This window comes from Allobosea robiniae (assembly GCF_900102525.1).
Lineage (GTDB): Bacteria > Pseudomonadota > Alphaproteobacteria > Rhizobiales > Beijerinckiaceae > Allobosea > Allobosea robiniae.
Map to the genome: position 1 here is coordinate 457963 of NZ_FNBZ01000002.1, position 25148 is coordinate 483110.

Sequence of the window (25148 nt, forward strand, 5' to 3'; positions counted from 1 at the left end):
GGTGCCGCGGGCGAAAAAAGCGGTTTCCGCGCCCGCAAAGGATGGGCTAGCGTCCCGGCATTGGCTCAGAAGGACCGTCCATGCGTTTTGCCGGCACCGAAAACTACGTCGCGACCGAGGATCTCACCGTCGCCGTCAATGCCGCGATCCGGCTGGAGCGCCCGCTGCTGGTGAAGGGCGAGCCAGGCACCGGCAAGACGGTGCTGGCCGAGGAGATCGCGGCTGCGCTCGGCGCTCCGCTGATCACCTGGCACATCAAGTCGACGACCAAGGCGCAGCAGGGCCTTTACGAATATGATGCGGTGAGCCGCCTGCGCGACAGCCAGCTCGGCGACCCCCGCGTCTCCGAGATCGGCAACTACATCAAGCGCGGCAAGCTCTGGGAGGCCTTCGTCGCGCCCGTCCGGCCGGTGCTGCTGATCGACGAGATCGACAAGGCCGATATCGAGTTCCCGAACGATCTGCTGCTCGAGCTCGACCGCATGGAGTTCCATGTCTACGAGACCGGGGAGACCATCAAGGCGGCGCAGCGGCCGGTCATGATCATCACCTCCAACAACGAGAAGGAATTGCCGGATGCGTTCCTGCGCCGCTGCTTCTTCCACTACATCCGCTTTCCCGATGCCGAGACGATGCAACAGATCGTCGAGGTGCATTTCCCCGGCATCAGGAAGCGATTGATGGAGGAAGCGCTGCGCCTGTTCTTCGAGGTGCGCGAGGTGCCCGGCCTGAAGAAGAAGCCCTCGACTTCGGAGCTGCTCGACTGGCTGAAGCTGCTCGTCGCCGAGGATATCGGGCCGGAGGTGCTGCGCGAGCGCGACCCGCGCAAGCTGATCCCGCCGCTGCACGGCGCGCTGCTCAAGAACGAGCAGGACGTCTCGCTGTTCGAGAAGCTCGCCTTCATGACGCGGCGGGAGAGTCGCTGAGCGCCCCTCGCAAATCGGCTCCAGCATCGCTAGGTTCTCTCCATGCGACGCCTCATGCTTCTGCGCCACGCCAAGTCCCACTGGCCCACGGGTGTGGCCGACCGCGACCGACCCCTCGCGGCGCGCGGTCGCGAGGCCGCCCCGGTGATGGGGCGCTATCTCGCCGATGAATTGCTGCTGCCCGATCTCGTCCTGGTCTCGCCGGCGAAGCGCACGGTCGAGACCTGGGAGATGGTCGCGCCGATGCTGCCGGAAAGACCGCCGGTCCAGTTCGAGCCGCAAATCTACGAGGCCAAGACCGAGCGCCTGCTCGATGTCGTGCAGGAGGTCGAGGGCGATGTCCGCACGCTCCTGCTCATCGGCCATAATCCCGGCTTCGAGGAGCTGGCACATCTGCTGACCGGCCACGGCGATCGCTATGCCTCGGCGCGGATGAGCCAGAAATACCCGACCTGCGGACTGGCCGTGATCGATTTCGCCACCGAGCACTGGTACGCGGTTGCCGCGCGCGAAGGTCGCCTCGACCGTTTCGTCACGCCGGGTTCGCTCGGCGAAGGCCCGGACGAGTGAGCGCCGCGGCGCCGTGAGCGACACCTCCTATCTCGACAGCGCCCGCAATGCGGCTCTTGCCTTCGGCGACAGCGTGCTCGGATTCGCACGCCCGCGCCTGCGGATCGGCGTCACCGGGTTGTCGCGCTCGGGCAAGACGGTCTTCACCACTGCCCTGATCCAGAACCTGATCGAAGGCGCCAAGCTGCCGGTGCTGAAGGCGGCCTCCGAGGGCCGCATCGCCCGCGTCAGGCTGGTCCCGCAGCCCGACCCAGAGGTGCCGCGCTTTCCCTACGAGGCGCATCGCGCGGCGATGAACGGGCCAGACCGTCGCTGGCCGGAATCGACGCGGCGCATCTCCGAGCTCAGGATCGAGATCGACTACGAGCGGGCCGCCGGCTGGTTCAAGGGGCCGGCGACGTTGACGCTCGACATCGTCGATTATCCCGGTGAGTGGCTGCTCGATCTCGCGCTGATCGGGCAGGACTACAAGGCCTGGTCAGCGCAGGCCGTCGCGGATGCACGCAAGGCGCATCGGCGTGAAGCCGCTGCGGAGTGGCTGGCGGATCTGCCGGGGCGGGACCCGGACGGGGCGCCGGACGAGCTTGCGGCGGAAGCCGCGAGCGACCTGTTCAAGGGCTATCTCGCCCGGCTGCGCGCCGATCCTGAAGCGGTCGCGGTGACGCCGCCCGGGCGCTTCCTGATGCCGGGCGATCTCGAAGGCTCGCCGGCGCTGACCTTCGCGCCACTCGATTTCGGCCATGACCGGGACGTGCGGCCGGGCACGCTCGCGGCGCTGATGGCGGAGCGTTTCGAGGCCTATAAGCGGGTCGTGGTGACGCCGTTCTTCCGCGACCATTTCGCGAGGCTCGACCGGCAGATCGTGCTGGTCGACGTGCTCGCCGCGCTCGATGCCGGGGCACCAGCCCTGGCCGATCTTGAAACCGCGCTGGGGCAGGCGCTCGCCGCTTTTTCCGTAGGCCGCAATTCCTGGCTGTCGAGCCTGTTCGCGCCGCGCATCGAGCGCGTGCTCTTCGCCGCGACCAAGGCTGACCACATCCACCATTCGAGCCATGACCGGCTGGCGGCGGTGATGTCGCATCTGGTCGGGCGGGCGCTGTCGCGGGCGCAAGGCGCCGGCGCGCGGGTCGAGGCGATGGCGCTGGCGGCCGTGCGGGCGACGCATGAGGTCCGGATCAAGGAAGGCCGCGAGGAATTGCCGGCCATCGCCGGTGTGCCGGAGGCTGGCGAGACGATCGACGGGCAGGTCTTTGACGGCATCGCGGAAGCGGCCGTGTTTCCCGGCGAACTGCCTGAGCGGCCGGAAGCCATCTTCGATCCCAAGGCGCATTGGCAGGTCCGGGCGCCGCGCTTCCGGCCGCCAATGGTCGCACCGGATGCGGGCGGGCGCCTCAGGCCGCCGCCGCAGATCCGCCTCGACCGTGCGCTGGAATTCCTGATCGGCGACAGGCTGGCATGAGGGTGTCGGCATGAACGGGGTTTCGCGATGAGCAAGGCACCGCGCGCGATCCGCCTCGATGGCCCGCAGGCGGGCGAGCCCGCCGGGGAGGCCCCGCTTCGGCGCGGCGACCTCGCGATCCTGCCCGAGAGCGAGCCGATCGATGCCGCCGTTCCTGCGGTGCCCGCCAAACCCAGGCGTCGCTTCTCCTGGGGTTCGCTCTTCGTGGCGGGGCTGTCCGGCTTTCTGGCGCTGGCGGCCGGCGTCTGGGTCGAGAACACGATCCGCTCGCTGATGAGCCAGAATCCGGCACTCGGCTATGCCGCGCTGGTCTGTGCGGCGATTGCGACGCTGGCGCTGCTGGTCATGCTGGGCCGGGTGCTGCGCGACATCCTGCGCGAGCGCAAGGTCGAGGCGTTGCGCGAGCGCGCCGTCGCGGCGCTTGCCGGCGGCACGCCCGACGAGGGCCGGGCGATCGCCGATGAACTCGTCTCGCTCTACAAGGGGCGGGCGCAGACGGCTCAGGGCCGCGCCGCCCTGCAGGAGGCGCTGCCGCAGCTCTTCGCCGCGCGCGACATGCTGACGGTGGCGGAACGCAGCCTGCTCGCACCGCTCGATGCGCTGGCCACCGCCCAGATCGCGATGGCCGCGCGGCGCGTCTCGCTGGTCACTGCGGTGAGCCCGCGGGCGCTGGTCGATGTCGTCTTCGTGCTGGTCGCCTGCGCGCGGCTGCTGCGCTCGATCGCCGGCATCTATGCCGGGCGGCCCGGCACGCTCGGCCTGCTCCGGCTGGCGCGGCAGGTGATGAACCATCTCGTTCTGACCGGCGGCATGGCGGCCGGCGATGCCGTGATCCAGCAGGTGGTGGGGCAGGGGCTCGCGGCGAGGCTTTCGGCCAAGCTCGGCGAGGGCGTGATCAACGGTATGCTGACGGCCCGGATCGGGCTCGCGGCGCTCGCGGTCTGCCGGCCGCTGCCTTTCGTCGAAGCGGCGGCACCGACCCTGTCCGATGTCGCGGGCGATCTCGGCGGATGGCGCGGCGACAAGGATGGGGAAGCCTGAGCCCGGCAGATTCTGCCGGCCCAGCGGTTTCTGCCCGGCTCCGACTGCCGTTTTACCTTTCGTAAACGATCCAACCCCTTGAAATAGAACGGTGCTGCGCATGGCACGCCCCGTGCAGATACCGCCTCGAAGTTGTGGGCCGCCCTTGGGGGGCTGCCGGTCGAGGTGAGGGTTCCATGGGTGTTTTCAGTGCGCTGACCACGGCGGTTTCGGGGATGACGGCGCAGTCCTATGCGCTCGAGAACATTTCCGGAAACATCGCCAACTCGCGGACGGCGGGCTACAAGCGGGTCGATACCGCCTTCGCCGATCTCGTGCCCGACGCGGCGCTGAACCGCCAGGTCGCCGGCTCAGTCGCGGCCTTCAGCCAGGCGACGAACTCGATCCAGGGCGATCTCAACCCGACCCGCATCGACACCAACATCGCGATCAACGGCGACGGCTTCTTCGTGGTCGACCAGCGCCAGAGCGGCGTCGGCGCCAACACCCAGTTCTCCAACAGCAACCTCTATACGAGGCGCGGCGATTTCGACTTCGATGCGAATGGCTACCTCGTCAACGGCGCCGGCTACTATCTCAAGGGCCTGAAGATCGATCAGGTGACCGGCCAGCTCGTCGGCACGCAGCCGGACGTGCTGCGCATCACCAAGGAGCAGTTCCCGGCCAAGGCGACGAGCTCGATCGAGTACCGCGCCAATATTCCGGCCGTGCCGGCAACGACGCAGAAAAGCCAGGGCGGTACCGAATTCCTGAACCCTGCCTCGGTCACGGCGGCGGGCGCGGCGCCGAACCCCTATGCCGCCAATGCTGCGGTGATGGGCAACAATATCAGCAGCTTCCTGGCGACCTCGATCCCGGGCGGCTCCGTGACCGTCTATGACGAGCTCGGCAAGGCCACCAGCGTCGAGATGCGCTGGGCCAAGATCGACAACGGCAACCCGGCTGCGAACCCGGCCACATCCGGCACCTGGGGCCTGTTCGTCGCCCAGGACACCAGTGCGACCGCGGCGGGCGACGTCGCCTATGTCCAGGCCGGCCAGACCGTCAGCTTCGGCTCAACCGGGCAGATGGTTTCCCCGGCGAGCGGCGACATCACGCTGCCGACGATGACGATCAACGGAACCACCATCACCGGCATCAACCTGACGACCGGCGGCAATGGCGTGACCCAGAACGGCGATGTCAGCGGCCAGATCGACGCACGCAGCATCCGCCAGGACGGCTACACCGCCGGCACGCTCGATCGCGTCTCGGTCTCGGCCGAAGGCGCGGTGATCGGTACCTTCAGCAATGGCCAGGTCGTGGCGCTGGCCCAGGTCTCGGTCGCCCGCTTCAATGCCGACAACTCGCTGAAGCGGCTCGACGGCGGTGCCTTCGAGGAGACGATCGAATCCGGCCCGCCGATCATCGGCTTGGGCACCTCGCAGATGGTCGGCGGCAGCGTCGAGCAGTCGAACACCGATATCGCCGACGAATTCTCCAAGATGATCGTCACCCAGCAGGCCTACTCGGCCAATACCAAGGTCATCACCACGGCCCAGGAGATGCTGACCGCGGTGTTCAACATCATCCGCTGAGCGGCGCATCTGCCTAAGCTGCGGCCCAGGAGGGCCGCATCTCGCAACAGGAGTTGACGATGGGCCTGAGTACTTCCCTGAACACCGCGATCGGCGGCCTCAACGCCGCGCAGGTCGGCATCGGCATCGTTTCGCAGAACGTCGCCAATGCGGGAACGACGGGCTATGTCCGCCGGACCGTCTCGACCGCCGACAGCCTGAGCGGGCTGACGGTCGGCGTGCAGAGCACGCAGGTCCAGCGTCTCCTCGACAAGATCGTCCAGCATCAGCTCTGGCAGGAGGCTTCGGGGGCGGCCTATACGTCGACCCGCGCGAACTCGCTGTCCAATCTCGACAAGCTCTATGGCGCGCCGGGCAGCGCCACGGCTCTGGATACGATCTTCAACAAGTTCACCGGCGCGCTGCAATCGCTCCAGAACGACCCGTCGTCCTACAGCCTGCGCGCGCAGGTGCTCGACAATGCGACGCAGCTGGCGCGCCAGCTCAACACGCTCTCCAACGGCGTGCAGGCCCTGCGCAGCCAGGCCGAGAGCGGCATCGCCTCCGCGGTCACCAAGGTCAACGACCTGCTCAGCGCGCTCTCCAAGGTCAATACGCGCATCGTCGGCAGCCCGAACGACAGCGCGACGGCGGGGCTGAAGGACCAGCGCGACCTGATCCTCTCCGAGCTGTCGCAGTATGTCGACATCAAGACGACGGAGGATGCACGGGGCTCGGTCAGCGTCGTGACGGGTTCCGGGACGCAGCTCTTCGATGGGCAGGCGGCCGTCACCTTCAAGTTCGACGAGCATGCCGGTCTGGGGCCGGACGACCAGTGGGACATCGACCCGGCCAAGCGCAGCGTCGGCACGATCAAGATCATCGATGCCTCCGGCAACGCCTCGGACGCCATCGCCAACCGGATCTTCCGCTCCGGCGAGATCGCGGCCAATATCGAATTGCGCGACAAGACGCTGGTCCAGGCGCAGGCGCAGCTCGACGAGATCGCCGCGCAGATGTCGAAGGCGCTCTCGGAGAATTCCCTCCCGAGCGCGGCCTATCCGCCGTCGCCGGCGGCGCAGACCGGCCTCGATCTCGATCTCGGCTTCGATGCCACAAAGCAGCGCCTGAACACGCTGACCTTCGACTACACGCCGACACCTCCCGGCCCGACGCAGCGCTTCACCTTCGTCAACGCGCCTGCCGGAACAGTCCTGCCGATCGGCAGCGATCCGTCCAACAAGACGATCGCGATCGATTTCTCGGCCGGCCCCGCTTCGGTCGCCGCCCAGATCCAGAACGCGCTCGACACGAACGGTGCGACGGGCTTCACGGTGGGCAATCCCAGTGGCTCGCTGCTGCGGATCACCGAGCCGGGCGGCCGCGTCGCCGGGCTCGGCGCCAAGACCGGTGTGCTCGCCGCCGATTCCGCGACCTCCGGGATGCCCCTCTTCGTCGATGCGGACAACAAGCCCTTCATCGGCTCCTATGACGACGCCACGCGCAAGGTCGGGCTGGCGGGCCGGATCGCGGTCAATGCCGACGTCATCCGGAACAGCGCGCTGCTGGTCGGCCCGGCCGGCACCGCGGCCGGCGATGCGACGCGGCCCAAGGCGCTGCTCGAGAGCCTAACGAGCAGCGTCCGCAGCTTCGACAACAGCTCCTCGCCGGACGGGGCGACGGCATCCTTTTCCGGTACGATCACCAATTTCGTCCAGCGCGTGGTCTCCTCGCAGGGGCAGGCGGTCGAGGCTGCCAAGCGCCTCGACGAGGGCCAGCAGGTCGCGCTCGCATCGATCCAGAGCCGCTTCCAGGAGACGTCCCAGGTCAATGTCGACCAGGAGATGTCGATGCTGATCGAACTCCAGACCGCCTATGCCGCCAATGCCCGCATCATCTCCACGATGAAGGAGATGATGGACGTGCTGATGAGAGTGTGAGGCCGCGATGACCATCACCGCTTACGGAACCGGCGCCTACCGCGCGGCCAAGCCCAACGAGTTCGTTTCGACCCGAGCCCAGTTCGACGATCTCCAGCGCCAGCTCGACACCAAGCAGCGCAGCACGAGCTATGGCGACCTCGGCATCGACCGGCGCGTCAGCCTCGATCTCAACGCCAAGGTTTCGCAGCTCGATTCCTGGCTCAGCGGCATCGAGCTGACCAATGTGAATCTCAAGCTCTCGTCGCAGAGCGTCGAGAACTTCGCCAAGCTCGTCAACGAGACGCGTACCGATACCCGTTCCAACAGCTACGTGCCGAGCGCCAGTGGCCGCTCCGCGCCGCAATTGCTGGCCGAGGAGAAGTTCAAGCAGGCGCTCGACCTGCTGAACACCGATGTCAACGGGCGCTATCTCTTCTCGGGCAAGACTTCGGATACCGAGCCGACTGCGGGCTTCGACGAGATCATGAACGGAGACGGCGCCGGCAAGGCCGGACTGAAGCAGTTGATCGACGAGCGCAAGCAGGCCGATCTCGGCTCCGGTCTCGGACGGCTGACGACCGGCATCTCCGGCACGACGAGCGTCACGGTGGCCGACGAGAACCATGTTTACGGCTTCAAACTGGCCGGAGCCACGTCGAGCTCCTCGGCCCTTGCCGTGACCTATAATGCGGGTACTCCGGCGAATCTCGCCGTCGACGTGACGGCGCAGCCCCAGCCGGGCGACAAGGTGACCCTCAAGCTGACCTTGCCCGATGGAACGCAGGAAGAGGTGACCCTCACCGCCCGGGCCGCCGGAACCGATGGCTCGGCCGCCGACAGCTTCCAGATCGGCGCGACGCCGGCCGATACCGCGACGGCGCTGAAGGCCTCGATCGACGCTGCCCTTGGCAGGGAAGCGAAGACGACGCTCCCTGCCGCCTCCGCGCAGGTGGCGGCCGAGGATTTCTTCGCCGGCAGCCCAAGCAATCCGCCGAAGCGGGTGCCGGGCCCGAACTTCGCGACGGCGACCGCCCCGCCGAGCAATGCCGGCACGGCTGCGACGACGGTGACCTGGTATCGCGGCGATGACGGCAGCGACCCTGCCCGCAATACGGCGACGGTCCAGATCGACCAGGGGCAGGTCGTGGGGACGGGTGCGCGGGCCAACGAGCAGGCCTTCCGCGTCGGCCTCGCCCAGTTCGCGATCATGGCGACCGAGACCTTCCCGGCCAGCGATGCGAATGCGCAGGCAGGTTACGAAGCGATGGCGTCGCGGGTCGGCGACAAGCTCGGTTTCGGCGACTCCGTCCAGAAGCCGGCTGAGATCATCACCGAGCTCGGCTCGGCCCAGACCGCGCTCGCCAGCGCCAAGGAACGCCACCAGAGCACCAAGAACTACCTGATCTCGACACTCTCCGGCGTCGAGAATGTGACGACGGAGGAGGTCGCGACGCAGATCCTGTCGCTGCAGACGCAGTTGCAGGCGAGCTATCAGGTCACCTCGATGCTGTCGAAGCTGTCCCTGACCAATTACCTCTGAACGCAGAAAAACCCGCAAACAGAAACGCCGCCCATCGGGCGGCGTTTCTGTTTTCAGGTCTTCCGCGGAAAGGTATCAGCGGCCGCGCAAACCCGCGGCGATTTCCCGGTTGATGCTGATCAGCGCACCGAGGCCCTGCGGCTGCGGATCGGCCGAGATCTTGAACGTCTGATTGAAGATGAAATTGGCCAGGCCGAGGATGTTGGTCTTGATGCCGACCGGCAGAGGGTTGTCCTCGGCGATCATGGCGGAGACCAGCAGGGTCCAGAGGCGCCGGTTGTAGGTGAGGGCTTCGTCGACATCTCGCCCGCGCGCCTCCCAGTCGTCGGCGACGGCCTGAAGCCGGGTCGCGGCCTTGATCAGCAGGGAGGCTTCAAGTTCGCGGGGCGAAACGACGGATTGGGCAGTCTTGGCCGCGGCGGCGTAGGCGTTAAACCCGTTTTGCATTCTCGATCAATTCCGCTTCATAGGCGATCAGCTTTCTGGCCGCCTTCAGAGCCTTGTACAGGTCGTCGCTTAAGATGCGGTTATTGATCTCATGAACATGCGGCAGAGCGCTGGGCGCTGCATTGATGAATTCGCGCACGAGTTGGAAATAGGTCTCGTGCTCATGCGTCGGGTCCTGCGCCAGGTACATCAGCTGGATGGCGAGGTAGATCTTCTTGGCCGGGGTGTCGGCGCTGGCTGCGGTGAGAATGTCCTTCTCGCGCAGGATGGGCGCATCGCCCTCGATGAAGAAGCGCGTGCGCTGCTCGTCGTTGCGGATCACCACCTGGCCGATGATGATGCGCTCCTTGGGCTTGAGCTCGACCTTGAGAGCCATGTCTTGTCCTTGCCTTCTGGCGGAGGGGAGGGCTGTGCCGTCTTCGGCGTCAGCCGAAGAGCCGGAGCACGCCCTGGTCGGCCTGCGAGGCCAGCGACAGCGCCGTCTGCGAGAGCTGCTGGCGGGTGTTGAGCGCGAGCAGCTTGGCGCCTTCCTCGTTGGAATCGGCGAGAACGAGGTTGTCGGCGCCGATGGTCAAGGTGTTGATCATGTTCTTGGTGAAGTCCTGACGGGTCTGGATCACCGAGAGCTGCGAGCCAAGCGACGAGGCCGAGCTGCGCAGCGAGGTCAGCGCGTTGGTCAAGGCGTCGGAGGCATTGGCCAGGGCGTTGTCGTTCTGGAAATCGATGTCGCCGACGGCGGATCCCGCCTGGGCGATGCCGAGATTGGTCGCGCTGATCTCCTCGCCCTGGATGTCCAGCTTGTTCTGGGCTGCACCGGTCTTCTCGTTGAAGACGACCGAGAGAGCGTCGCCGGCCAGCAGGTTGATGCCGTTGAAGCCGGCGTCCTTGGCGAGCTCGTTGATCTGGCTGCGCAGCTCGTTGAACTGGTCGACGAGATTGGCGCGGATATCCGAATTGCCGGCGGCGACGACAGCGGCGGCGTCGCTGCCGGCCGCGCCGGTCACGGCGTCCGCGCCGGCGATCGTGAGTGCGTCCGAACCCGTACCCTTGATCGTCAGTTCGCCGGAGTTGTTGACCGTCGCGGTGGCGATGCCGGAATCATTGATCTTGTTGACGACGTCGCGGATCGTCTCGGTCGCGCCGATCGCCACGGTATATTCAGTGTTCCCGGCCGTGATCACGATGTTGCCCGCGGCAGCGACGGTTTTCGCGAGAGCCGCAGCCTTGGTCGCGGCGATGGCGGCACCCGTGGTGCTCGGACGGTTCTGGGCGGCGTCGGCCTGGGCCTGCTTGATGGTCGACTGGGCCGACTGCACCAGCTTGACGATCGCGTCGATACCTTTCGATGCCGTCTGAATCGTCTGAATGCCGTTGGAGATTCCATCCAGCAAGCCGCCGAGCTGGTTGGACCGGTCGTTCAGGCCGGCTGCGGTGAAGAAGTTGATCGGGTTGTCGATGGCCGAATTGACGCGCCGTCCGGTCGCCAGGCGATTCTGGATCGCGCCCTGCTCGGCGGTGGTCTGCTGGAGCGTCAGCAGGTTGTTGCGCACGCCGCTGGTGAGAATCGTATTGGCCATGTCTGGGTCCTCTGAACGCGCGGCGCTACGCCCGCCCGGATTGCTTTGGACCGATCATTGTTTGTTAAGGCTAATAAACGGTTAATCGCGACGGAGAATCCTTGCTTGTAACGAAGAAAGCGGCGGAGCTTGCGCTCCGCCGCTTTCTTTTGTCTTCGGCCCAAATTCTGTGGGCAAGCCCGCTTCTGCGGACGAAGGATCAGAACAGGCGCAGGACGGCCTGATCGGCCTGGCTCGAAAGCGACAGGGCGGTCTGGGAGAGCTGCTGGCGGGTCTGCAGAGCGAGCAGCTTGGCGCCTTCCTCGTTGGTGTCGGCCAGCACCAGGTTGTCGGCACCCTGGGTCAGGGTGTTGATCAGGTCCTTGGTGAAGTCCTGGCGGGTCTGGACGACGCCCAGGCTGGAGCCCAGCGACGAGGCCGTCGAGCGCAGCGAGGTGAGGGCGTTGGTCAGGGAGTCGGCAGCGGTGGCGAGCTGCGTATCATTCTGGAAGTCGATGTCGGTACCAGCTTGGCCGATGCCGAGGTTCGTGGCGCTGATTTCCTCACCCTGAACCTTGAGCTCGTTCTTGGCGGCACCGGTCTTCTCGTTGAAGACGACGGAGAGTGCGTCGCCGGCGAGAAGATTGATGCCGTTGAAGCCGGCGTCCTTGGCGAGTTCATCGATCTGCGTGCGCAGGTCGTTGAACTGATCGACGAGGCTGGCGCGAACGTCGGAGTTGGCAGTGGCCGTCACGGCGGCCTGGTCGTTTCCGACCACGCCGGTAACAGCGTCGGCACCGGCGATCGTCAGAGCGTCCGAACCCGTGCCCTTGATCGTCAGCTTGCCATCGTTGCTGACCGAAGCGGTCGCAATACCCGACTTGTTGATGTTGTTGACGACGTCGCGGATCGTGTCGGTCGCGGTTGCAGTGACGGTGTATTCCGTCGCGCCGGCGGTGATCGTGATGTCGCCGGCTGCGGCGACGGTCTTGGCCAAGGCCGCAGCCTTGGTCGTATCGATCGCGGCGCTGACGGTGCTCGGGCGGTTCTGGGCGGCGTCGGCCTGGGCCTGCTTGATCGTCGACTGGGCCGACTGGACCAGCTTGGTGATCGCGTCGATACCCTTCGAGGCGGCCGTGATGGTCTGGACGCCGTTCGAGATGCCGTCGAGCAGGTTGGTGAACTGGCCAGCGCGATCGTTCAGGCCGGCGGCGGTGAAGAAGTTGACCGCGTTGTCGACGGCGGAGTTGACCTTCTTGCCGGTGGCGAGACGGAACTGACCCTGCTGCGAGGCGGCGGTGGTCGAGGAGAGCGAGGAGAGCGCGTTGCGCACGCCAGCGGAGAGAGAGATCGTCGAGGCCATAATGAGAAACCCTTCTGGGATGATGCCTTCTGGCGTCGTGGCCGTTCTGGCCGCGACGAAAGGACCCTGCCGCGGCGCTTCGTAACGAGACGTAAATTTCGACGTTAGAATGCGCCGCTGACGGGGCAGCTTGCCGGCATGGTGAACGGCGGATTAAGGGCGGCGAGGGAGCCTTGAAACGACGAAGGCCCGCTTGCGCGGGCCTTGCGGGAGGCAAGCCGGGACGTCGTGGAGCAGGCCGGCTTCAGGCGGTCCGTTCGACCTGATGGGCCTCGCTGGCCTCGCGCGCTCGTTCGCTGAGCTCGCGCGAATAGGCGCGGAGTTTCAGGAGGACTTCGTCCGGCAGTTGCGAGATCGTCTCGCCGGTGTGCGGGTCCTTCTTCTGCAGCACGATCGCGCGCGTCTTCGGATCGATGATCAGCTTGCGCTCGACCGTCTCGTCGGCGGTGCGCGTGGCGGCGCGATCGTTCCGGTCGTTGGCGAATGCCCGGCGCTCGCCATCGGCGCGGCTCTGGGCGTCGCGTGCCTCGGCGCGGACCTCGACATTGACGGCCGCGCCGGCAGAGGCGGATTGCACGGTCTTTTCGGGGGGAAGGTCCACGGCGACGCCGCCGGCCTGCGCCGTAACGTCCGAGCGGGTGACGGGCGGCGCGGCAGTCACGGCCGCGAGCCTGGGGGCGTTGCCAAAATCCATGACCACTCCTTCTGGAGTCGTTCACGGCGCCGTTGCGCCGTTCTCGTCCGGTGCCGGGAGCAGGACGTGCTACCCGACGCTGCGAGGATTGGCAGAAAAGATTGAATCCGGCGTCAAGAAATTAGGTAAATCTTTAGGGTTTCCGGCGCAGCCGGCGCGTAAACCCTTTATATACCAAGGGCCTGGCGGCTGCCGACGGCGAGCCCGCCAGAGCAGGGCGCCGATCAAAGCCGGCGCGAGACGACCAACGGCCCGGAATTGGGACGGGCGAAGACACCGGCGCCGACGGTCGCGGTCGGGCCGTAGCCATTGGCCCGCATCGGCCGGTTGGCGTCGGCCGCAAGATCGCGAATGACGGATTCCGAGACGGCGCGCGCCGTCGCCAGAACGATCTGGTTGGTTTCGATCAGGCCCTGGAAGGCGTTGTGCGCCTCCTTCAGCCGCTTGACCTGGTCCGGTACGAAGCGGGCAAGCGCCACGGCATTCAGCTTCACCTGTTCGACGCCTCGCATGTAGATGCCGGCGAGCTCGGTCTTGCGCGGCTCGCGGGTCATCGCTTCCGGCAGGCGGCCGGCACGAACCAGCTCGGTCTCCTCGCCGACGAGATGCGAGAGGGCGCCAAGCGCCTCCAGGACGGCTTCGATCAGGGCTCGGGCACCAAGCGCGTCGGCGATGCGCGGGCGTTCGTCGAGGACAGGCTTAGCGACCGGCATTCTGGACTCCGCCCGCAGCCTGTTCCTGGAGATTGATCAGGTCGCGCATGATCTGGTTGGAGAGGCCGATGCCGCCGGCCTGCTGGATCTGCTTGGCGTATTGCTGGGTGAGCTGCGAGCGCCAGATGCCGCCGCCGGTGCCGTTCTCGCCGAGTGGGCCTTCGGTGCCCTCGCTGGCGAAGAGCTTCTCGGTCATCTGCTCGAGGAACATGGTCTCGAAATCGTCGGCCTGCTTCTTCGCCTTGGCCTTGGCCGGGTCGAGCGCATCGGCAATGCCGCTGGCGACCTTGCCGGCGACGCCGAGGGCGAGATTCGCGGCGGGAAGCGCGAGGGCAGCAGTCATCACATCACCTCGATTTCGGCCTGCAGCGCGCCTGCCGACTTGATGGCCTGGAGAATGGAGATCAGGTCGCGCGGGCCGATGCCCAGCGCATTGAGCCCGTCGACCAACTCGGCCAGCGTCACGCTTTCCTTGACCAGGGCGAGCTTGTTGCCGCCGCCGGTATCGACCTTGACGTTGGTCCGGGGCGTCACGACGGTCTGGCCGCGCCCGAAGGGCTCCGGCTGCGAGACCTGCGGCTGCTCGCTGATCGTGACGGTGAGGTTGCCCTGCGCCACGGCGACGGTGGAGACGCGGACATCCTTGCCCATGACGATGATGCCGGAGCGCTCGTCGATGACGATGCGGGCGAGCTGGTCGGGCTCGACGCGCAGCTGCTCGATATCGGTGAGCAGCTTGATCATGTTGCCCTTGAAGCGGGCCGGAATCTGCAAGGCCACGGTCGAAGGATCGGTCGGCTCGGCCGAGTCGCCGCCGACGAATTCGTTGATCGCGGCCGCCATGCGGCGAGCGGTGGTCAGGTCGGGATTGCGCAGCGACAGGCGCAGCGTCTGGAGCTTGTTCAGCGCGAAGTCGATCTCGCGCTCGACGACACCGCCATTGGCAATGCGGCCGACAGTCGGCACGCCGCGGGTGATCTTGCTGGCCTCGCCCTCGGCCGAGAAGCCGGAGATCGCGACCGGGCCCTGCGACACCGCATAGACCTCGCCATCGGCACCGAGCAGCGGGGTGACCAGGAGCGTGCCGCCCTGCAGTGATTTGGAATCGCCCATGGCCGAGACGGTGACGTCGACGCGGGTGCCCTGCGTGGCGAAGGGCGGCAGGTTTGCGGTCACCATCACGGCGGCGACGTTGGCGGTGCGCATGTTGGCGCCGCGGGTGTTGACGCCGAGACGCTCCAGCATCGCCTGCAGCGACTGCTTGGTGAAGGGCGTGTTGTTGAGGGTATCGCCGGTGCCGTTGAGGCCGACGACGATGCCGTAGCCGAGCAGCTGGTTGGTGCGCACGCCCTCGACCGAGGCGAGATCCTTGATGCGCGAGAGCGCGAACACCGGCTGCGACGACAGGCCGACGACCACGGCCAGCAGAGCGGCCAGCGGCTTCAGCAGCGTCTTCAGGGCGGGGTTGCGGAACATGCGTCTGGCACCAGGGGTAGTTGAACTCATCCGACCCTTGCGAGGGGCGTGCCAAACCGCTCGAATTTGAAAAGCCTTGTTTGTCAGTCCTTTGTAGTTCGGCTTCATGGTTGGGAGGCTCTTGCGGAGCCTGCGCTTCCTGCCGGGGCGGCAGTTTCTGCCGGGTCGTTTACCGGCTGTTAACCGTCTTCCGACAAGGTTTCATTAACCCTTCACGAGGCCGCCGATGATCAGGATCGACCAGCGCGCGCCCGTTTCGAATGCCGGCCCGGCCAGTTCCGCGAGGCGCTCGAGCGGCGCGGCCTTCACGCTTCCGATGCAGGATTCCGCCACCGCGACCCGCAGCAGCGGCGTCAGCGCGGCCGGCCCGCTCGATACGCTGCTCGCCGTCCAGGCGCAGGAGGACACGCAGGACCGCAAGCGCCGGCAGGCACGGCGCGGACACGACCTGCTCGACGGGCTCGACCGGCTGAAGGCGGCGCTGCTCGCTGGCCGGGTTCTGCCGTCGGAACTGGAGCGGCTGCGCACGACGCTGGCGCTCAGGCGCGAGACCACCGACGATCCACGCCTCGACGAGGTTCTGGCGCATATCGAACTGCGCGCGGCGGTCGAGCTGGCGAAGCTGAAGCGCTGAGGCGTTGGAACCGTCATGCTCGCCCTTGTGGCGAGCATCCACGGCTTGAACACCGCATGCGACCAGCGAAGGCGTGGATGGTCGGGACAAGCCCGACCATGACGAAGCACTACCGAATGAACTGATCGACATACTCCGCGCCGAGGCCGTTCTGCGCGTAATGCGCCCGGCACTTGTCGATGCGGGTGAAGGTGTCGTCATAGCCGAGGCATTTGCCGTCCGGGTCGACATAGATCATCGCGCCGTTGACCTGGAACATGGTGATCATCTCCTCGACATCGGGATCGACCACCAGCGTGTGGGTCTCGCCGGGCGCCTCATAGACATAGGAGCCCTCGGTCGCGACCCAGTCATGTTCCAGATAGCGCCATTGGCCCTTCAGTACGTAGCCGTGGACCGGCAGCGGGTGGCGATGGCGCGAGAGCACGCCGGCGCGGCGAACCTTCAGCAGGTTCATCCAGTAGCCGCGCGAGACGCAGAAGAGCAGCGGGCGGAACCAGACATTGTCATCGACCGGCACCCAGACGCGCTCATCGGTCGGGATCACGTTCGGGACGATCAGCTCCGGCGGCGATTCCTTCGGCTGGGGATGGCGATAGGGCGTCCAGCGCTCCTCCTGGGTGGCCGCGACGGGGATCGGGCTCGTCGTGTTCATGGCGTCTCTCCCGGGCTGATGTTCTGATTCAATGCGCTTGCAATTCGATTCAGGTTTCCGGCTCAAGCTGTTGAGCCGGAAACACTTTCCTAGACCGCGAGGTAGCCGCCATCGACCGGCAGGATCGCGCCGGTGACGAATTGCGCGGCATCCGAAAGCAGGAAGGCGATGGCGCCACCAACATCGCCGGGCTTGCCCCAGCGGCCCATCGGTGTGCGGGCGATGATGGGGGCCGAGCGCTCGGCATCCTCGACCAGCGGCCGGGTCAGCTCGGTCTCGATCCAGCCGGGCGCGACCGCGTTGACGCGGATGCCGTCCGGGGCCCAGGCGGCGGCGAGCGACTTGGTGAGCTGGCCGATGCCGCCCTTCGAGGCGGCATAACCCGGCGCGAAGGCGGAGCCGTGGAAGGTCAGCATCGAGGCGATGTTGACGATGGCGCCGCCGGTCTTGTCCGCGCCCCTGGCGGCGAGCTTGTCCCTGGCGGCGACGCACATCCGCATCGTGCCGTTGAGATTGACCTCGATGGTCAGGCGGAAGGCGTCGATCTCGAATTCCTTGCCGCCGCGCTGGATCATGCCTGCGCAGTTCACCAGGGCATCGAGACGCGGGCAGGTGGCGACGATGGCGGCGACCTCGGCGTCGCGGGTCACATCGAGCCGGGCATGCCGGATCGCAGGATGGGCCGGGGCCGCTGCCGCCTCCTCCTCGGTCAGGCCGGTGGCGAGAACGTCGTAGCCGGCCTGTGCCAGGGCAAGCGCGGCGCCGGCGCCGATGCCGCGGGTGCCGCCGGTAACGAGAGCGAATTTGGTCGAAGCCGGATTTGTCATGGGGCGAGGCTAGAGCGCTCTGCGCCTCCGGGGAAGGCAACATGATGCAGGCCGCCATGCGATGGCGGCCGTGCCGGTCAGTCCCACTTGTATTTGAAGGAGAGCATAGCCCGGCCCTGCGTCTCGAAATCGCTGGCGACGAGCGGCACCTTGCGCGCCAGCGTCAGGTCGAAGGAAGTCTGCCAGGGCAGGTCGGCGAGCCTGGCGAGATCGACCGAGAGCTTCATCTCCGGCGTGAATGCCGTGTGGAAGCCGTCGCCCGGCGCGAAGACGTAATTGCCGGCCATGGCGAGCTGGGAGGTCAGGGTGAGATGCGGGAACAATTCCTGCCGGTAGCCGATCACGGCCTCGCCGGTCTGTTCGGGATTGCCGTAGAGCGAGCCACCGCCGCCGGTCGCGAGGCTCCAGATGAAGCCCTTCCGGGCAACCGCCGGCTTGCCCAGCCGCCAACGCAGCTCCGCGTCGCGCGTCGCACCGACGCTCGCCGGATCGGAGAGCGTGGTCGAGAGCGAGAAGATGTCCTGCCCGAGCTTGAAGCCGACGGAGCGATCCTGCGCCGCGCTCGTCATGGTCTGGCGCGCGGCGAAGCCCTTGCGAATGATGTCGACGGGAATCGGCGCCCGCGCCCGCAGATGGGCGCCGGACGCCGCTGCCGCCCGGCCGAGCGCGGCCAGCCCCGGATCGAAGACGAGGGCATCGGGGTCATCGGCGGCGAGTGCCGGAGCCGCCATCACGTCGGCATCGGGATCGATCAGCGCGCCACGCGGGACCGGCAGCGGGGTGGCCGGTGCTTCCTCGGCCGTGATCGGCGCGGAGGCGAGGGCGGGGCCGAACGACGCCGCCAGAAGGATCGCGGCCGGCTGAAGACCGGCGCGGAGGTCATGAATGAAACGGAACACGTCGTTCGTCCTGTCGCTATGACGAGCGGCAGAACAGACTAGGCCGGGAAGATGCCGATTTTGCGGCAATGCAGCATAATTCGGTGCGCAGCAGATTGGGCGAAAGCTGCGCTTCCCCCGCCGGCTCTAACGAGCTAGGAAGCGACCCAGCCGTGGATCGTGGCCGAAAGCCGCGATTTCGGATCGTTCTATCTGGAGAGAACAGGGGTCATCGCATGAGCAAGATCAAGGTCGCCAACCCGGTCGTCGACATGGACGGCGACGAGATGACCCGGATCATCTGGCAGAAGATCAAGGATACCCTGATCTTCCCGTATCTGGATCTCGAGCTCGATTATTACGACCTCTCGGTCGAGAACCGCGACGCGACCGACGACCAGGTCACGATCGACGCCGCCAACGCCACCAAGAAGCATGGCGTCGCGGTGAAATGCGCCACCATCACGCCGGACGAGGGCCGCGTGAAGGAGTTCAACCTGAAGTCGATGTGGAAGTCGCCGAACGGTACGATCCGCAACATCCTCGGCGGCGTGATCTTCCGCGAGCCGATCATCTGCAAGAACGTGCCGCGCCTGGTTCCCGGCTGGACCCAGCCGATCGTCATCGGTCGCCATGCCTATGGCGACCAGTACCGCGCCACCGATTTCAAGTTCCCGAGCAAGGGCACGCTGTCGATCAAGTTCGTCGGCGAGGACGGCAACGTCATCGAGAAGGAGGTCTTCAAGGCCCCCGAGGCCGGCGTCGCCATGGCGATGTACAATCTCGACGAGTCGATCCGCGACTTCGCCCGCGCTTCGCTGAACTACGGCCTGATCCGCAAATACCCAGTCTATCTCTCGACCAAGAACACCATCCTCAAGACCTATGACGGGCGCTTCAAGGATATCTTCGAGGAGATCTACCAGGCCGAATTCAAGGCGGAATTCGACAAGCTCGGCATCACCTACGAGCACCGCCTGATCGACGACATGGTCGCTTCCGCGATGAAGTGGTCGGGTGGCTATGTCTGGGCCTGCAAGAACTACGACGGCGACGTGCAGTCCGACACCGTGGCGCAGGGCTTCGGCTCGCTCGGCCTGATGACCTCGGTGCTGATGACGCCCGACGGCAAGACCGTCGAGGCCGAGGCCGCGCACGGCACGGTGACCCGCCACTACCGCGAGCACCAGAAGGGCAAGGAGACCTCGACGAACTCGATCGCCTCGATCTTCGCCTGGACCCGTGGCCTCGCGCACCGCGCCAAGCTCGACAACAATGCCGAGCTCGCCAAGTTCGCAGCGCTGCTGGAGAAGGTCACGGTCGACACCGTCGAGGCCGGCGACATGACCAAGGACCTCGCCCTGCTGGTCGGCGCCGAGCAGAAGTGGCTCTCGACCACCGGCTTCCTCGAGAAGGTCAGCGACAACATGCGCAAGGCGATGGCCGCCTGATTTAGGGCGCATCATTGCGTGGAATGAGAAGCCCGGCCGAAAGGCCGGGCTTTTTTCATCAACGGTGACGGCAGGACGTCGTGACTTGAACCTGCCCGTCGCTGCGCGATCAGGTCAATTGACGGCGAAGCAGTAAAGCCGCCCGGCGCCGCCCGTGCCTTTCAGGGCGTCCTGGCTGCAGCCGCCGCGCGAGGCATGTGAGCTGTTCCAGGATTTCGCGGGCGGCGACTCGTCGAGCCCGGTCCGGTCATGGTGGCCCATCATCACCGCGCCCTCCGCGCCGCTTTTCGTATAGTTCCCGCAGGTGCGATCCTCGCCCGGGGCGAAGGCCGTGCCGTCGGGCTGCGAGCCGGTCAGGATGTCGTGCTCGTTGGGCGTGTCGCCGCGGCCGTTGACGGCTTCGCCCTTCTCGGTGAGCGCCGTCTGCTTGGTGAGGTTCGCCGCGCCGCCATGCAGGTCCGCGACGCTGTTCGCGATCACCGCACCCTTGGCATTGCGCCAGGGGCCGGCGCCGATCCGATCGCGCGCATTGACCGCGGCGGTGCTGCCGGCTGCCTGCGTCGACAGATAGGCGTGCCAGGTCTTGCTGCCGGCGCCGGCCGCCTGGGCGAGGCGCTGGCAAATCGCATCGGCACCCGCCAGCCCGCCGAGATCCGCGCCCTTGCCGGAGCCAGCGCTCGTGATGAAAAAGGTCATATCCGAGGTCTGAGCCTGGGCGGTGCTGCCGGTTAGCGCCAGCAATCCGAAGGTCGCAGCAAGCGTGACGTATTTTGCGCTCATCGTTCGGTCTCCCTGGTCTTCTTCGCTCTTGGCTACGTTCGTTCAGCGACGCCCGCAGCCGGTGCAGGGGCAGCCTAACATGGCTTTCGGCCTGTTGGGGGCGGCCTCGGCATAGTCGCAAGGAAGTGACTGAAGGGGGCAGTTCAGGCGGCAGGGCGGTTTCGCTCAAGCCGCATCGCGATGTGTCCGGTCATTCCACCCTGACCAGCCGCCGCGCCAGGATGCGATGCTCCGCCAGCGGCGCATGCAGGATGTAGCGCAACTCATAGACACCCGGCTGGTCCGGCGCTTCCAGCGTTGCCTCGACATTCTCCGCGGGGAAGAAGCGCGGGCCGTCCGTGTCGGCCGGCGCGTCCGGCTTCACCAGCATCACGCGGTCCTGCTCGCCATTGGGGCCGATGCCGCGCACCGGCACGCCCTGGCCGCGGCCGACACGCTCGGGCGCAGCGAGCGTCGCACTCGGCTCTGTCGTCGCGAGCGGCTGGCGCAGCAGGATCGTGGGCGCGCCGGCCTTTTCCACCGTCAGGCGCAGTTCGTAAATCCCGACGGCGCCAGGGGTGGGGAGGGTCGGCACCGTGGTCCTAGGCTCGACGACGACGATCGCCTTGTCTGCCGGATCATCCGGGCGCGCGATGGCGAGGCGCGCGCCTTGCGGCATGCGCGTGAGGAAGACGCTGAGCGGCGCGCCGGCGACGATGGTCCGCGCCGCGGAGAGGGCGGGGGCATCGTTACGGCGTTGGGCGGGCTTCGTCTGCGCGGCGGCGAGCGCCGGCAGGAGCAGGGCGGCAAGCCCGATCAGGAAACGGCGTTTCACGTTCATCCTCTCGCCAGCGTCCGGATGCGCTCGGCAAGCCGGGGATGGCGTGTGGTGAGTGCCCGGAAATCGATGGGGTCGAGCACCAGAAGCTTGGAAGGAGCCGTCGCCACCGCCGCTTGCGGGCAGGGCGAGTGGCTCGCGATGGCGATATCATCAAGCTGGAGTTCGCCGAAAAAATGGCCTTCGTCGAGCCGGTCCCGACTGTTGGCGAGCGCGACCTCGACCTCGCCGCTGGCGATGAAATACAGCGCCCGGCCGGGCTCGCCCTGATGCATGATGACGGCGCCGCTGCGCACCGTCTGGGCGCGCAGGAATTGCATTACGGCGGCGATTTCGTTCGCATCCAGCGCGCCGAACAGCGGCACGCGCGCGATCATGCTCCAGGTGACCACGAATTCGCGCCGGTGGATCTCCTGTGCGAAGGCGGTGGCGACGATGCCGACCGGCAGGGCGAGCATGACGAGGCCGAGCACCGCGGTGACGGCCGCGACCGCCTTGCCGGCTGCGGTGACCGGGAAGACATCGCCGTAACCGACCGTGGTCAGGGTAATGATCGCCCACCACATCGCATCGGGGATGGTGCCGAACTTGTCGGGCTGGGCCTCGTGCTCGACCAGATGCATCGCGCTCGCCGCCACCAGCATCACGCCCATCAGGATGACGAAGCAGGCGACCAGCGCCTTGCGCTCGGAGGCCAGCGCTGCGGCGAGCGAGGCCATGCCGGGCGAATAGCGGCCGAGCTTGAAGAAGCGCAGCAGCCGCAGCAGCAGCAGGATCCTGATCTCGCCGAAGCCGATGAGACTGGCGGCGAGCGGCAGGATCGCGAGCAGATCGATGATGGCTGGGACGGAGCGGAGATAGTCGAGCCGCGCCCGTGTCGCGCTCAGGCCGCGATAGCGGGCATGCTCGGGCGCGATCCAGATGCGGATGGCATATTCGAGGGTGAAGACCGCGAGCGAGGCGCGCTCCAGCAGGTCGAAACCGGGGCCGAAGCGGGCGGCGAGCGTGGGAACGGATTCCAGCACGATCGCCAGCACGTTGGCTGAGATCAGCGCGACCAGCGCCCGGTGGATTACAGTGGCGACGAGATCATCGCCGGCACCGTGATCGAACCACAGGTGAACCTGCCGCCGCCAGCCCTGTTCAGGCGTGGCGGCGGCCATATCCCTGTCAGCCCATCGCAGCCGCGACGGCATCGAGCGCGGCTTGCGCCTTGCTGCCGTCCGGCCCACCGGCCTGGGCCATGTCGCGGCGTCCGCCGCCGCCCTTGCCGCCGAGCTGCTCGGAGGCAGCACGGACCAGTGCGACCGCGTCGAAACGCTCGGTCAGGTCGGGCGTGACGCCGACGACGACGCCGGCCTTGCCGTCATCGGCCACACCGACGATGGCGACGACGCCGGAGCCGACGCGAGCCTTGGCCTCGTCGGCGAGGCTCTTCAGGTCCTTCATCTCGACACCGGTGACGGCGCGGGCCAGCAGCTTGGCGCCCGCGATCTCCTGGATGGGCTCCTCGGCCGCACCGCCGCCACCCATGGCGAGCTTCTTGCGAGCCTCGGTCAGTTCGCGGTCGAGCTTGCGGCGTTCCTCGATCAGCGCGGCCAGGCGGTTGCCGGCCTCGGCGGCGGGGACCTTGAGCAGGCTCGCCAGTCCGTCGAGCAGGCGCGATTCCTCGTTGAGGCGCAGGCGGGCTCCATTACCCGTCATGGCTTCGAGGCGGCGCACGCCGGCCGCGACGGCACCTTCGCCGACGATGCTGACGAGACCGATATCGCCGGTGCGCGCGGCATGGGTGCCGCCGCAGAGCTCGACCGAATAGGCGCGGCCGGCCGGGTTGGTGCCCATCGCGACGACGCGGACCTCGTCGCCGTATTTCTCGCCGAAGAGAGCGCGTGCCCCCGAGGCGATGGCCTCGTCGACGCTCATCAGGCGGGTCGTGACCGGCTCATTCTGGAGGACGATCGCGTTGGCGATCTCCTCGACCTCGCGCAGTTCCTCGGCGCTGATCGGCTTTGGATGCGAGAAGTCGAAGCGCAGGCGATCGGCCGAGACCAGCGAGCCCTTCTGCGCGACATGGTCGCCGAGGACGAGGCGCAGCGCCTCGTGCAGCAGATGCGTCGCCGAATGGTTGGCGCGGATCGCGGAGCGGCGCTCATGGTCGACGACGAGCTCAACGGCGGCGCCGAGCTTCAACTCGCCTTCCTTGACCGTGATGCTGTGGGCGAAGACGTCGCCGAGCTTCTTCTGGACGTCGGAAACCTCGACCAGCGCGCCCGGCGCCTTCGCCACGCCGGCATCGCCGACCTGGCCTCCGGATTCGCCGTAGAACGGCGTCTGGTTGACCAGCATGAAGCCGCTCTCGCCGGCCTTCAGCGCGGGAACCTCGGCATTGTCGCGGATCAGCGCGGTGACCACGCCCTCGGCAATCTCGGTGTCGTAGCCGAGGAACTCGGTGGCGCCGACCTTGTCGCGCAGCGGGAACCAGAGCGCCTCGGTCGCGGCCTCGCCGGTGCCGGCCCAGGCGGCGCGCGCCTTGGCCTTCTGCTGCTGCATGGCGGCGTCGAAGCCCTCGGTATCGACCGTGATCTCGCGGGCGCGCAGCGCGTCCTGCGTCAGGTCGAGCGGGAAGCCGTAGGTGTCGTAGAGCGTGAAGGCGACGTCGCCCTTGAGGCTCTGGCCGGCGGTCAGGTCCTTCGAGGCGTCGTCGAGCAGGGTGAGGCCGCGTGCCAGCGTGGTGCGGAAGCGGGTCTCCTCCAGCTTCAGCGTCTCGGTGATCAGCGCTTCGGCACGCAGCAATTCGGGATAGGCGCGGCCCATCTCGCGGGTCAGCGCCGGGACGAGCTTGTGGAGCAGCGGCTCCTTGGCACCGAGGAGCTGCGCATGGCGCATGCCCCGACGCATGATCCGGCGCAGCACATAGCCGCGGCCCTCGTTCGACGGCAGCACGCCGTCGGCGATCAGGAAGGCCGAGCAGCGCAGATGGTCGGCGATGACGCGGTGGCTCGCCTTCATCGGCCCGTCCGGATCGACCGAGGTCAGGTCGGCGATGGCCGTGATCAGGGCGCGGAACAGGTCGATATTGTAGTTGTCATGCGTGCCCTGGAGCACGGCCGCGATGCGCTCCAGCCCCATGCCGGTGTCGATCGAGGGGCGAGGCAGGTTGGTGCGGATGCCGCCCGCGGCCTCCTCGTACTGCATGAACACGAGATTCCAGATCTCGATGAAGCGATCGCCATCCTCCTCGGCCGAGCCGGGCGGGCCGCCCCAGATATGGTCGCCATGGTCGTAGAAGATCTCGGAGCAGGGGCCGCAGGGACCGGTATCGCCCATCCGCCAGAAATTATCCGAGGTCGCGATGCGGATGATCTTGTCGTCGGTCAGGCCGGCGATCTTCTTCCAGAGAGCGTGCGCCTCGTCGTCCTCGGAATAGACGGTGACCGTCAGCTTGTCCTTGGGCAGGCCGAACTCGCGGGTGACCAGCGTCCAGGCGTGATGGATCGCCTGCTCCTTGAAATAATCGCCGAAGGAGAAATTCCCCAGCATCTCGAAGAAGGTGTGGTGGCGCGCGGTGTAGCCGACATTGTCGAGGTCGTTGTGCTTGCCGCCGGCGCGCACGCATTTCTGGGCGGTGGTGGCACGCGAATACGGGCGCTTCTCCTGGCCGGTGAAGACGTTCTTGAACTGCACCATGCCCGAATTGGCGAACATCAGCGTCGGGTCGTTGCGCGGCACGAGCGGGCTCGACGGCACGATCTCGTGGCCCTGGGACTTGAAGTAGTCGAGGAAGGTCGACCGGATATCGTTGACGCCGCTCATCGCTCTTTTGCGCTCTGATCTGGGGCAGGA

At 66.9% G+C, this 25148-nt stretch carries 24 protein-coding genes; 9 read left to right on the plus strand and 15 right to left on the minus strand.

What is annotated here, in order from left to right; all coding sequences use genetic code 11:
• Positions 1-80 precede the first annotated feature (80 nt).
• The 7 genes from BLQ70_RS07845 to BLQ70_RS07875 all read left to right on the plus strand — a co-directional run bounded on the left by BLQ70_RS07845 (position 81) and on the right by BLQ70_RS07875 (position 9014).
• Positions 81-926 (plus strand): AAA family ATPase, encoded by an 846-nt coding sequence (locus tag BLQ70_RS07845; RefSeq protein ID WP_091856513.1) that lies wholly within the window; start codon positions 81-83, stop codon positions 924-926.
• Positions 927-968: 42 nt separating this feature from the next.
• The gene (locus BLQ70_RS07850; protein WP_091856514.1) at positions 969-1496 is read left to right on the plus strand and encodes a SixA phosphatase family protein; all 528 of its coding nucleotides are present in this window, start codon (positions 969-971) and stop codon (positions 1494-1496) included.
• A 13-nt stretch (positions 1497-1509) separates the two neighbouring features.
• Positions 1510-2955 carry a YcjX family GTP-binding protein gene (locus BLQ70_RS07855; protein WP_091856515.1) on the plus strand — a complete coding sequence of 482 codons (1446 nt, stop codon included), beginning with the start codon at positions 1510-1512 and terminating at the stop codon, positions 2953-2955.
• A 27-nt stretch (positions 2956-2982) separates the two neighbouring features.
• Positions 2983-3996, plus strand: a complete 1014-nt coding sequence (locus BLQ70_RS07860; RefSeq protein ID WP_091856516.1) for a YcjF family protein — start codon at positions 2983-2985, stop codon at positions 3994-3996.
• Positions 3997-4172: 176 nt separating this feature from the next.
• Positions 4173-5573, plus strand: coding sequence for a flagellar hook protein FlgE (locus BLQ70_RS07865; RefSeq protein WP_091856517.1), 1401 nt, complete (start codon positions 4173-4175; stop codon positions 5571-5573).
• Between the two features lie 59 nt (positions 5574-5632).
• Positions 5633-7492 (plus strand): flagellar hook-associated protein FlgK, encoded by a 1860-nt coding sequence (gene flgK / locus BLQ70_RS07870; RefSeq protein WP_091856518.1) that lies wholly within the window; start codon positions 5633-5635, stop codon positions 7490-7492.
• Positions 7493-7499: 7 nt separating this feature from the next.
• A complete protein-coding gene (locus BLQ70_RS07875; protein ID WP_091856519.1) occupies positions 7500-9014 on the plus strand; it encodes a flagellin in 1515 nt (504 codons plus the stop codon).
• Positions 9015-9089: 75 nt separating this feature from the next.
• Here BLQ70_RS07875 and flaF read toward each other — a convergent pair whose 3' ends face one another.
• The 8 genes from flaF to BLQ70_RS07915 all read right to left on the minus strand — a co-directional run bounded on the left by flaF (position 9090) and on the right by BLQ70_RS07915 (position 15263).
• Positions 9090-9461, minus strand: a complete 372-nt coding sequence (flaF, locus tag BLQ70_RS07880) for a flagellar biosynthesis regulator FlaF (protein WP_061966871.1) — start codon at positions 9459-9461, stop codon at positions 9090-9092.
• Positions 9445-9837 carry a flagellar biosynthesis repressor FlbT gene (gene flbT, locus BLQ70_RS07885; RefSeq protein WP_061966872.1) on the minus strand — a complete coding sequence of 131 codons (393 nt, stop codon included), beginning with the start codon at positions 9835-9837 and terminating at the stop codon, positions 9445-9447. Before flbT ends, flaF begins: the two co-directional genes overlap by 17 nt.
• A gap of 49 nt (positions 9838-9886) precedes the next feature.
• Positions 9887-11038 carry a flagellin N-terminal helical domain-containing protein gene (locus tag BLQ70_RS07890; RefSeq protein ID WP_061966873.1) on the minus strand — a complete coding sequence of 384 codons (1152 nt, stop codon included), beginning with the start codon at positions 11036-11038 and terminating at the stop codon, positions 9887-9889.
• A gap of 199 nt (positions 11039-11237) precedes the next feature.
• The gene (locus tag BLQ70_RS07895) at positions 11238-12380 is read right to left on the minus strand and encodes a flagellin N-terminal helical domain-containing protein (RefSeq protein ID WP_061966874.1); all 1143 of its coding nucleotides are present in this window, start codon (positions 12378-12380) and stop codon (positions 11238-11240) included.
• Positions 12381-12624: 244 nt separating this feature from the next.
• Positions 12625-13074 carry a hypothetical protein gene (locus tag BLQ70_RS07900; protein ID WP_091856520.1) on the minus strand — a complete coding sequence of 150 codons (450 nt, stop codon included), beginning with the start codon at positions 13072-13074 and terminating at the stop codon, positions 12625-12627.
• Positions 13075-13298: 224 nt separating this feature from the next.
• The gene (locus BLQ70_RS07905; protein ID WP_061966876.1) at positions 13299-13787 is read right to left on the minus strand and encodes a hypothetical protein; all 489 of its coding nucleotides are present in this window, start codon (positions 13785-13787) and stop codon (positions 13299-13301) included.
• The gene (locus BLQ70_RS07910; RefSeq protein ID WP_061966877.1) at positions 13774-14130 is read right to left on the minus strand and encodes a rod-binding protein; all 357 of its coding nucleotides are present in this window, start codon (positions 14128-14130) and stop codon (positions 13774-13776) included. Before BLQ70_RS07910 ends, BLQ70_RS07905 begins: the two co-directional genes overlap by 14 nt.
• Positions 14130-15263 carry a flagellar basal body P-ring protein FlgI gene (locus BLQ70_RS07915; protein WP_061966878.1) on the minus strand — a complete coding sequence of 378 codons (1134 nt, stop codon included), beginning with the start codon at positions 15261-15263 and terminating at the stop codon, positions 14130-14132. Before BLQ70_RS07915 ends, BLQ70_RS07910 begins: the two co-directional genes overlap by 1 nt.
• 226 nt (positions 15264-15489) lie before the next feature.
• Between BLQ70_RS07915 and BLQ70_RS07920 the strand changes: the two genes are divergently transcribed.
• Positions 15490-15897, plus strand: a complete 408-nt coding sequence (locus tag BLQ70_RS07920; RefSeq protein WP_244511939.1) for a flagellar assembly protein FliX — start codon at positions 15490-15492, stop codon at positions 15895-15897.
• A 109-nt stretch (positions 15898-16006) separates the two neighbouring features.
• On the opposite strand, the gene BLQ70_RS07925 is transcribed toward BLQ70_RS07920, so the two are convergent.
• The 3 genes from BLQ70_RS07925 to BLQ70_RS07935 form a co-directional block, all read right to left on the minus strand.
• On the minus strand, positions 16007-16552 hold the full coding sequence (locus BLQ70_RS07925) for a 2,4'-dihydroxyacetophenone dioxygenase family protein (RefSeq protein WP_091856521.1): 546 nt from the start codon (positions 16550-16552) through the stop codon (positions 16007-16009).
• A gap of 89 nt (positions 16553-16641) precedes the next feature.
• Positions 16642-17379: an SDR family NAD(P)-dependent oxidoreductase gene (locus BLQ70_RS07930; RefSeq protein ID WP_091856522.1), complete on the minus strand. Its 738-nt coding sequence runs from the start codon at positions 17377-17379 to the stop codon at positions 16642-16644.
• Between the two features lie 77 nt (positions 17380-17456).
• Positions 17457-18278: a hypothetical protein gene (locus tag BLQ70_RS07935; protein ID WP_091856523.1), complete on the minus strand. Its 822-nt coding sequence runs from the start codon at positions 18276-18278 to the stop codon at positions 17457-17459.
• A gap of 215 nt (positions 18279-18493) precedes the next feature.
• Here BLQ70_RS07935 and BLQ70_RS07940 point away from each other — a divergent pair, with 215 nt between their 5' ends.
• Positions 18494-19708 carry an NADP-dependent isocitrate dehydrogenase gene (locus BLQ70_RS07940; RefSeq protein WP_061966882.1) on the plus strand — a complete coding sequence of 405 codons (1215 nt, stop codon included), beginning with the start codon at positions 18494-18496 and terminating at the stop codon, positions 19706-19708.
• A 114-nt stretch (positions 19709-19822) separates the two neighbouring features.
• Here the strand turns inward: BLQ70_RS07940 and BLQ70_RS07945 are convergent, their stop codons facing one another.
• The 4 genes from BLQ70_RS07945 to alaS form a co-directional block, all read right to left on the minus strand.
• Positions 19823-20488 carry a hypothetical protein gene (locus BLQ70_RS07945; RefSeq protein ID WP_091856524.1) on the minus strand — a complete coding sequence of 222 codons (666 nt, stop codon included), beginning with the start codon at positions 20486-20488 and terminating at the stop codon, positions 19823-19825.
• Positions 20489-20678: 190 nt separating this feature from the next.
• Complete coding sequence (locus BLQ70_RS07950; RefSeq protein ID WP_139163502.1) at positions 20679-21302, minus strand: hypothetical protein; 624 nt, start codon at positions 21300-21302, stop codon at positions 20679-20681.
• Between the two features lie 2 nt (positions 21303-21304).
• Positions 21305-22468, minus strand: a complete 1164-nt coding sequence (locus tag BLQ70_RS07955; protein ID WP_170843341.1) for a cyclic nucleotide-gated ion channel — start codon at positions 22466-22468, stop codon at positions 21305-21307.
• A gap of 7 nt (positions 22469-22475) precedes the next feature.
• On the minus strand, positions 22476-25118 hold the full coding sequence (alaS, locus tag BLQ70_RS07960; RefSeq protein WP_091856527.1) for an alanine--tRNA ligase: 2643 nt from the start codon (positions 25116-25118) through the stop codon (positions 22476-22478).
• Positions 25119-25148: the final 30 nt, after the last annotated feature.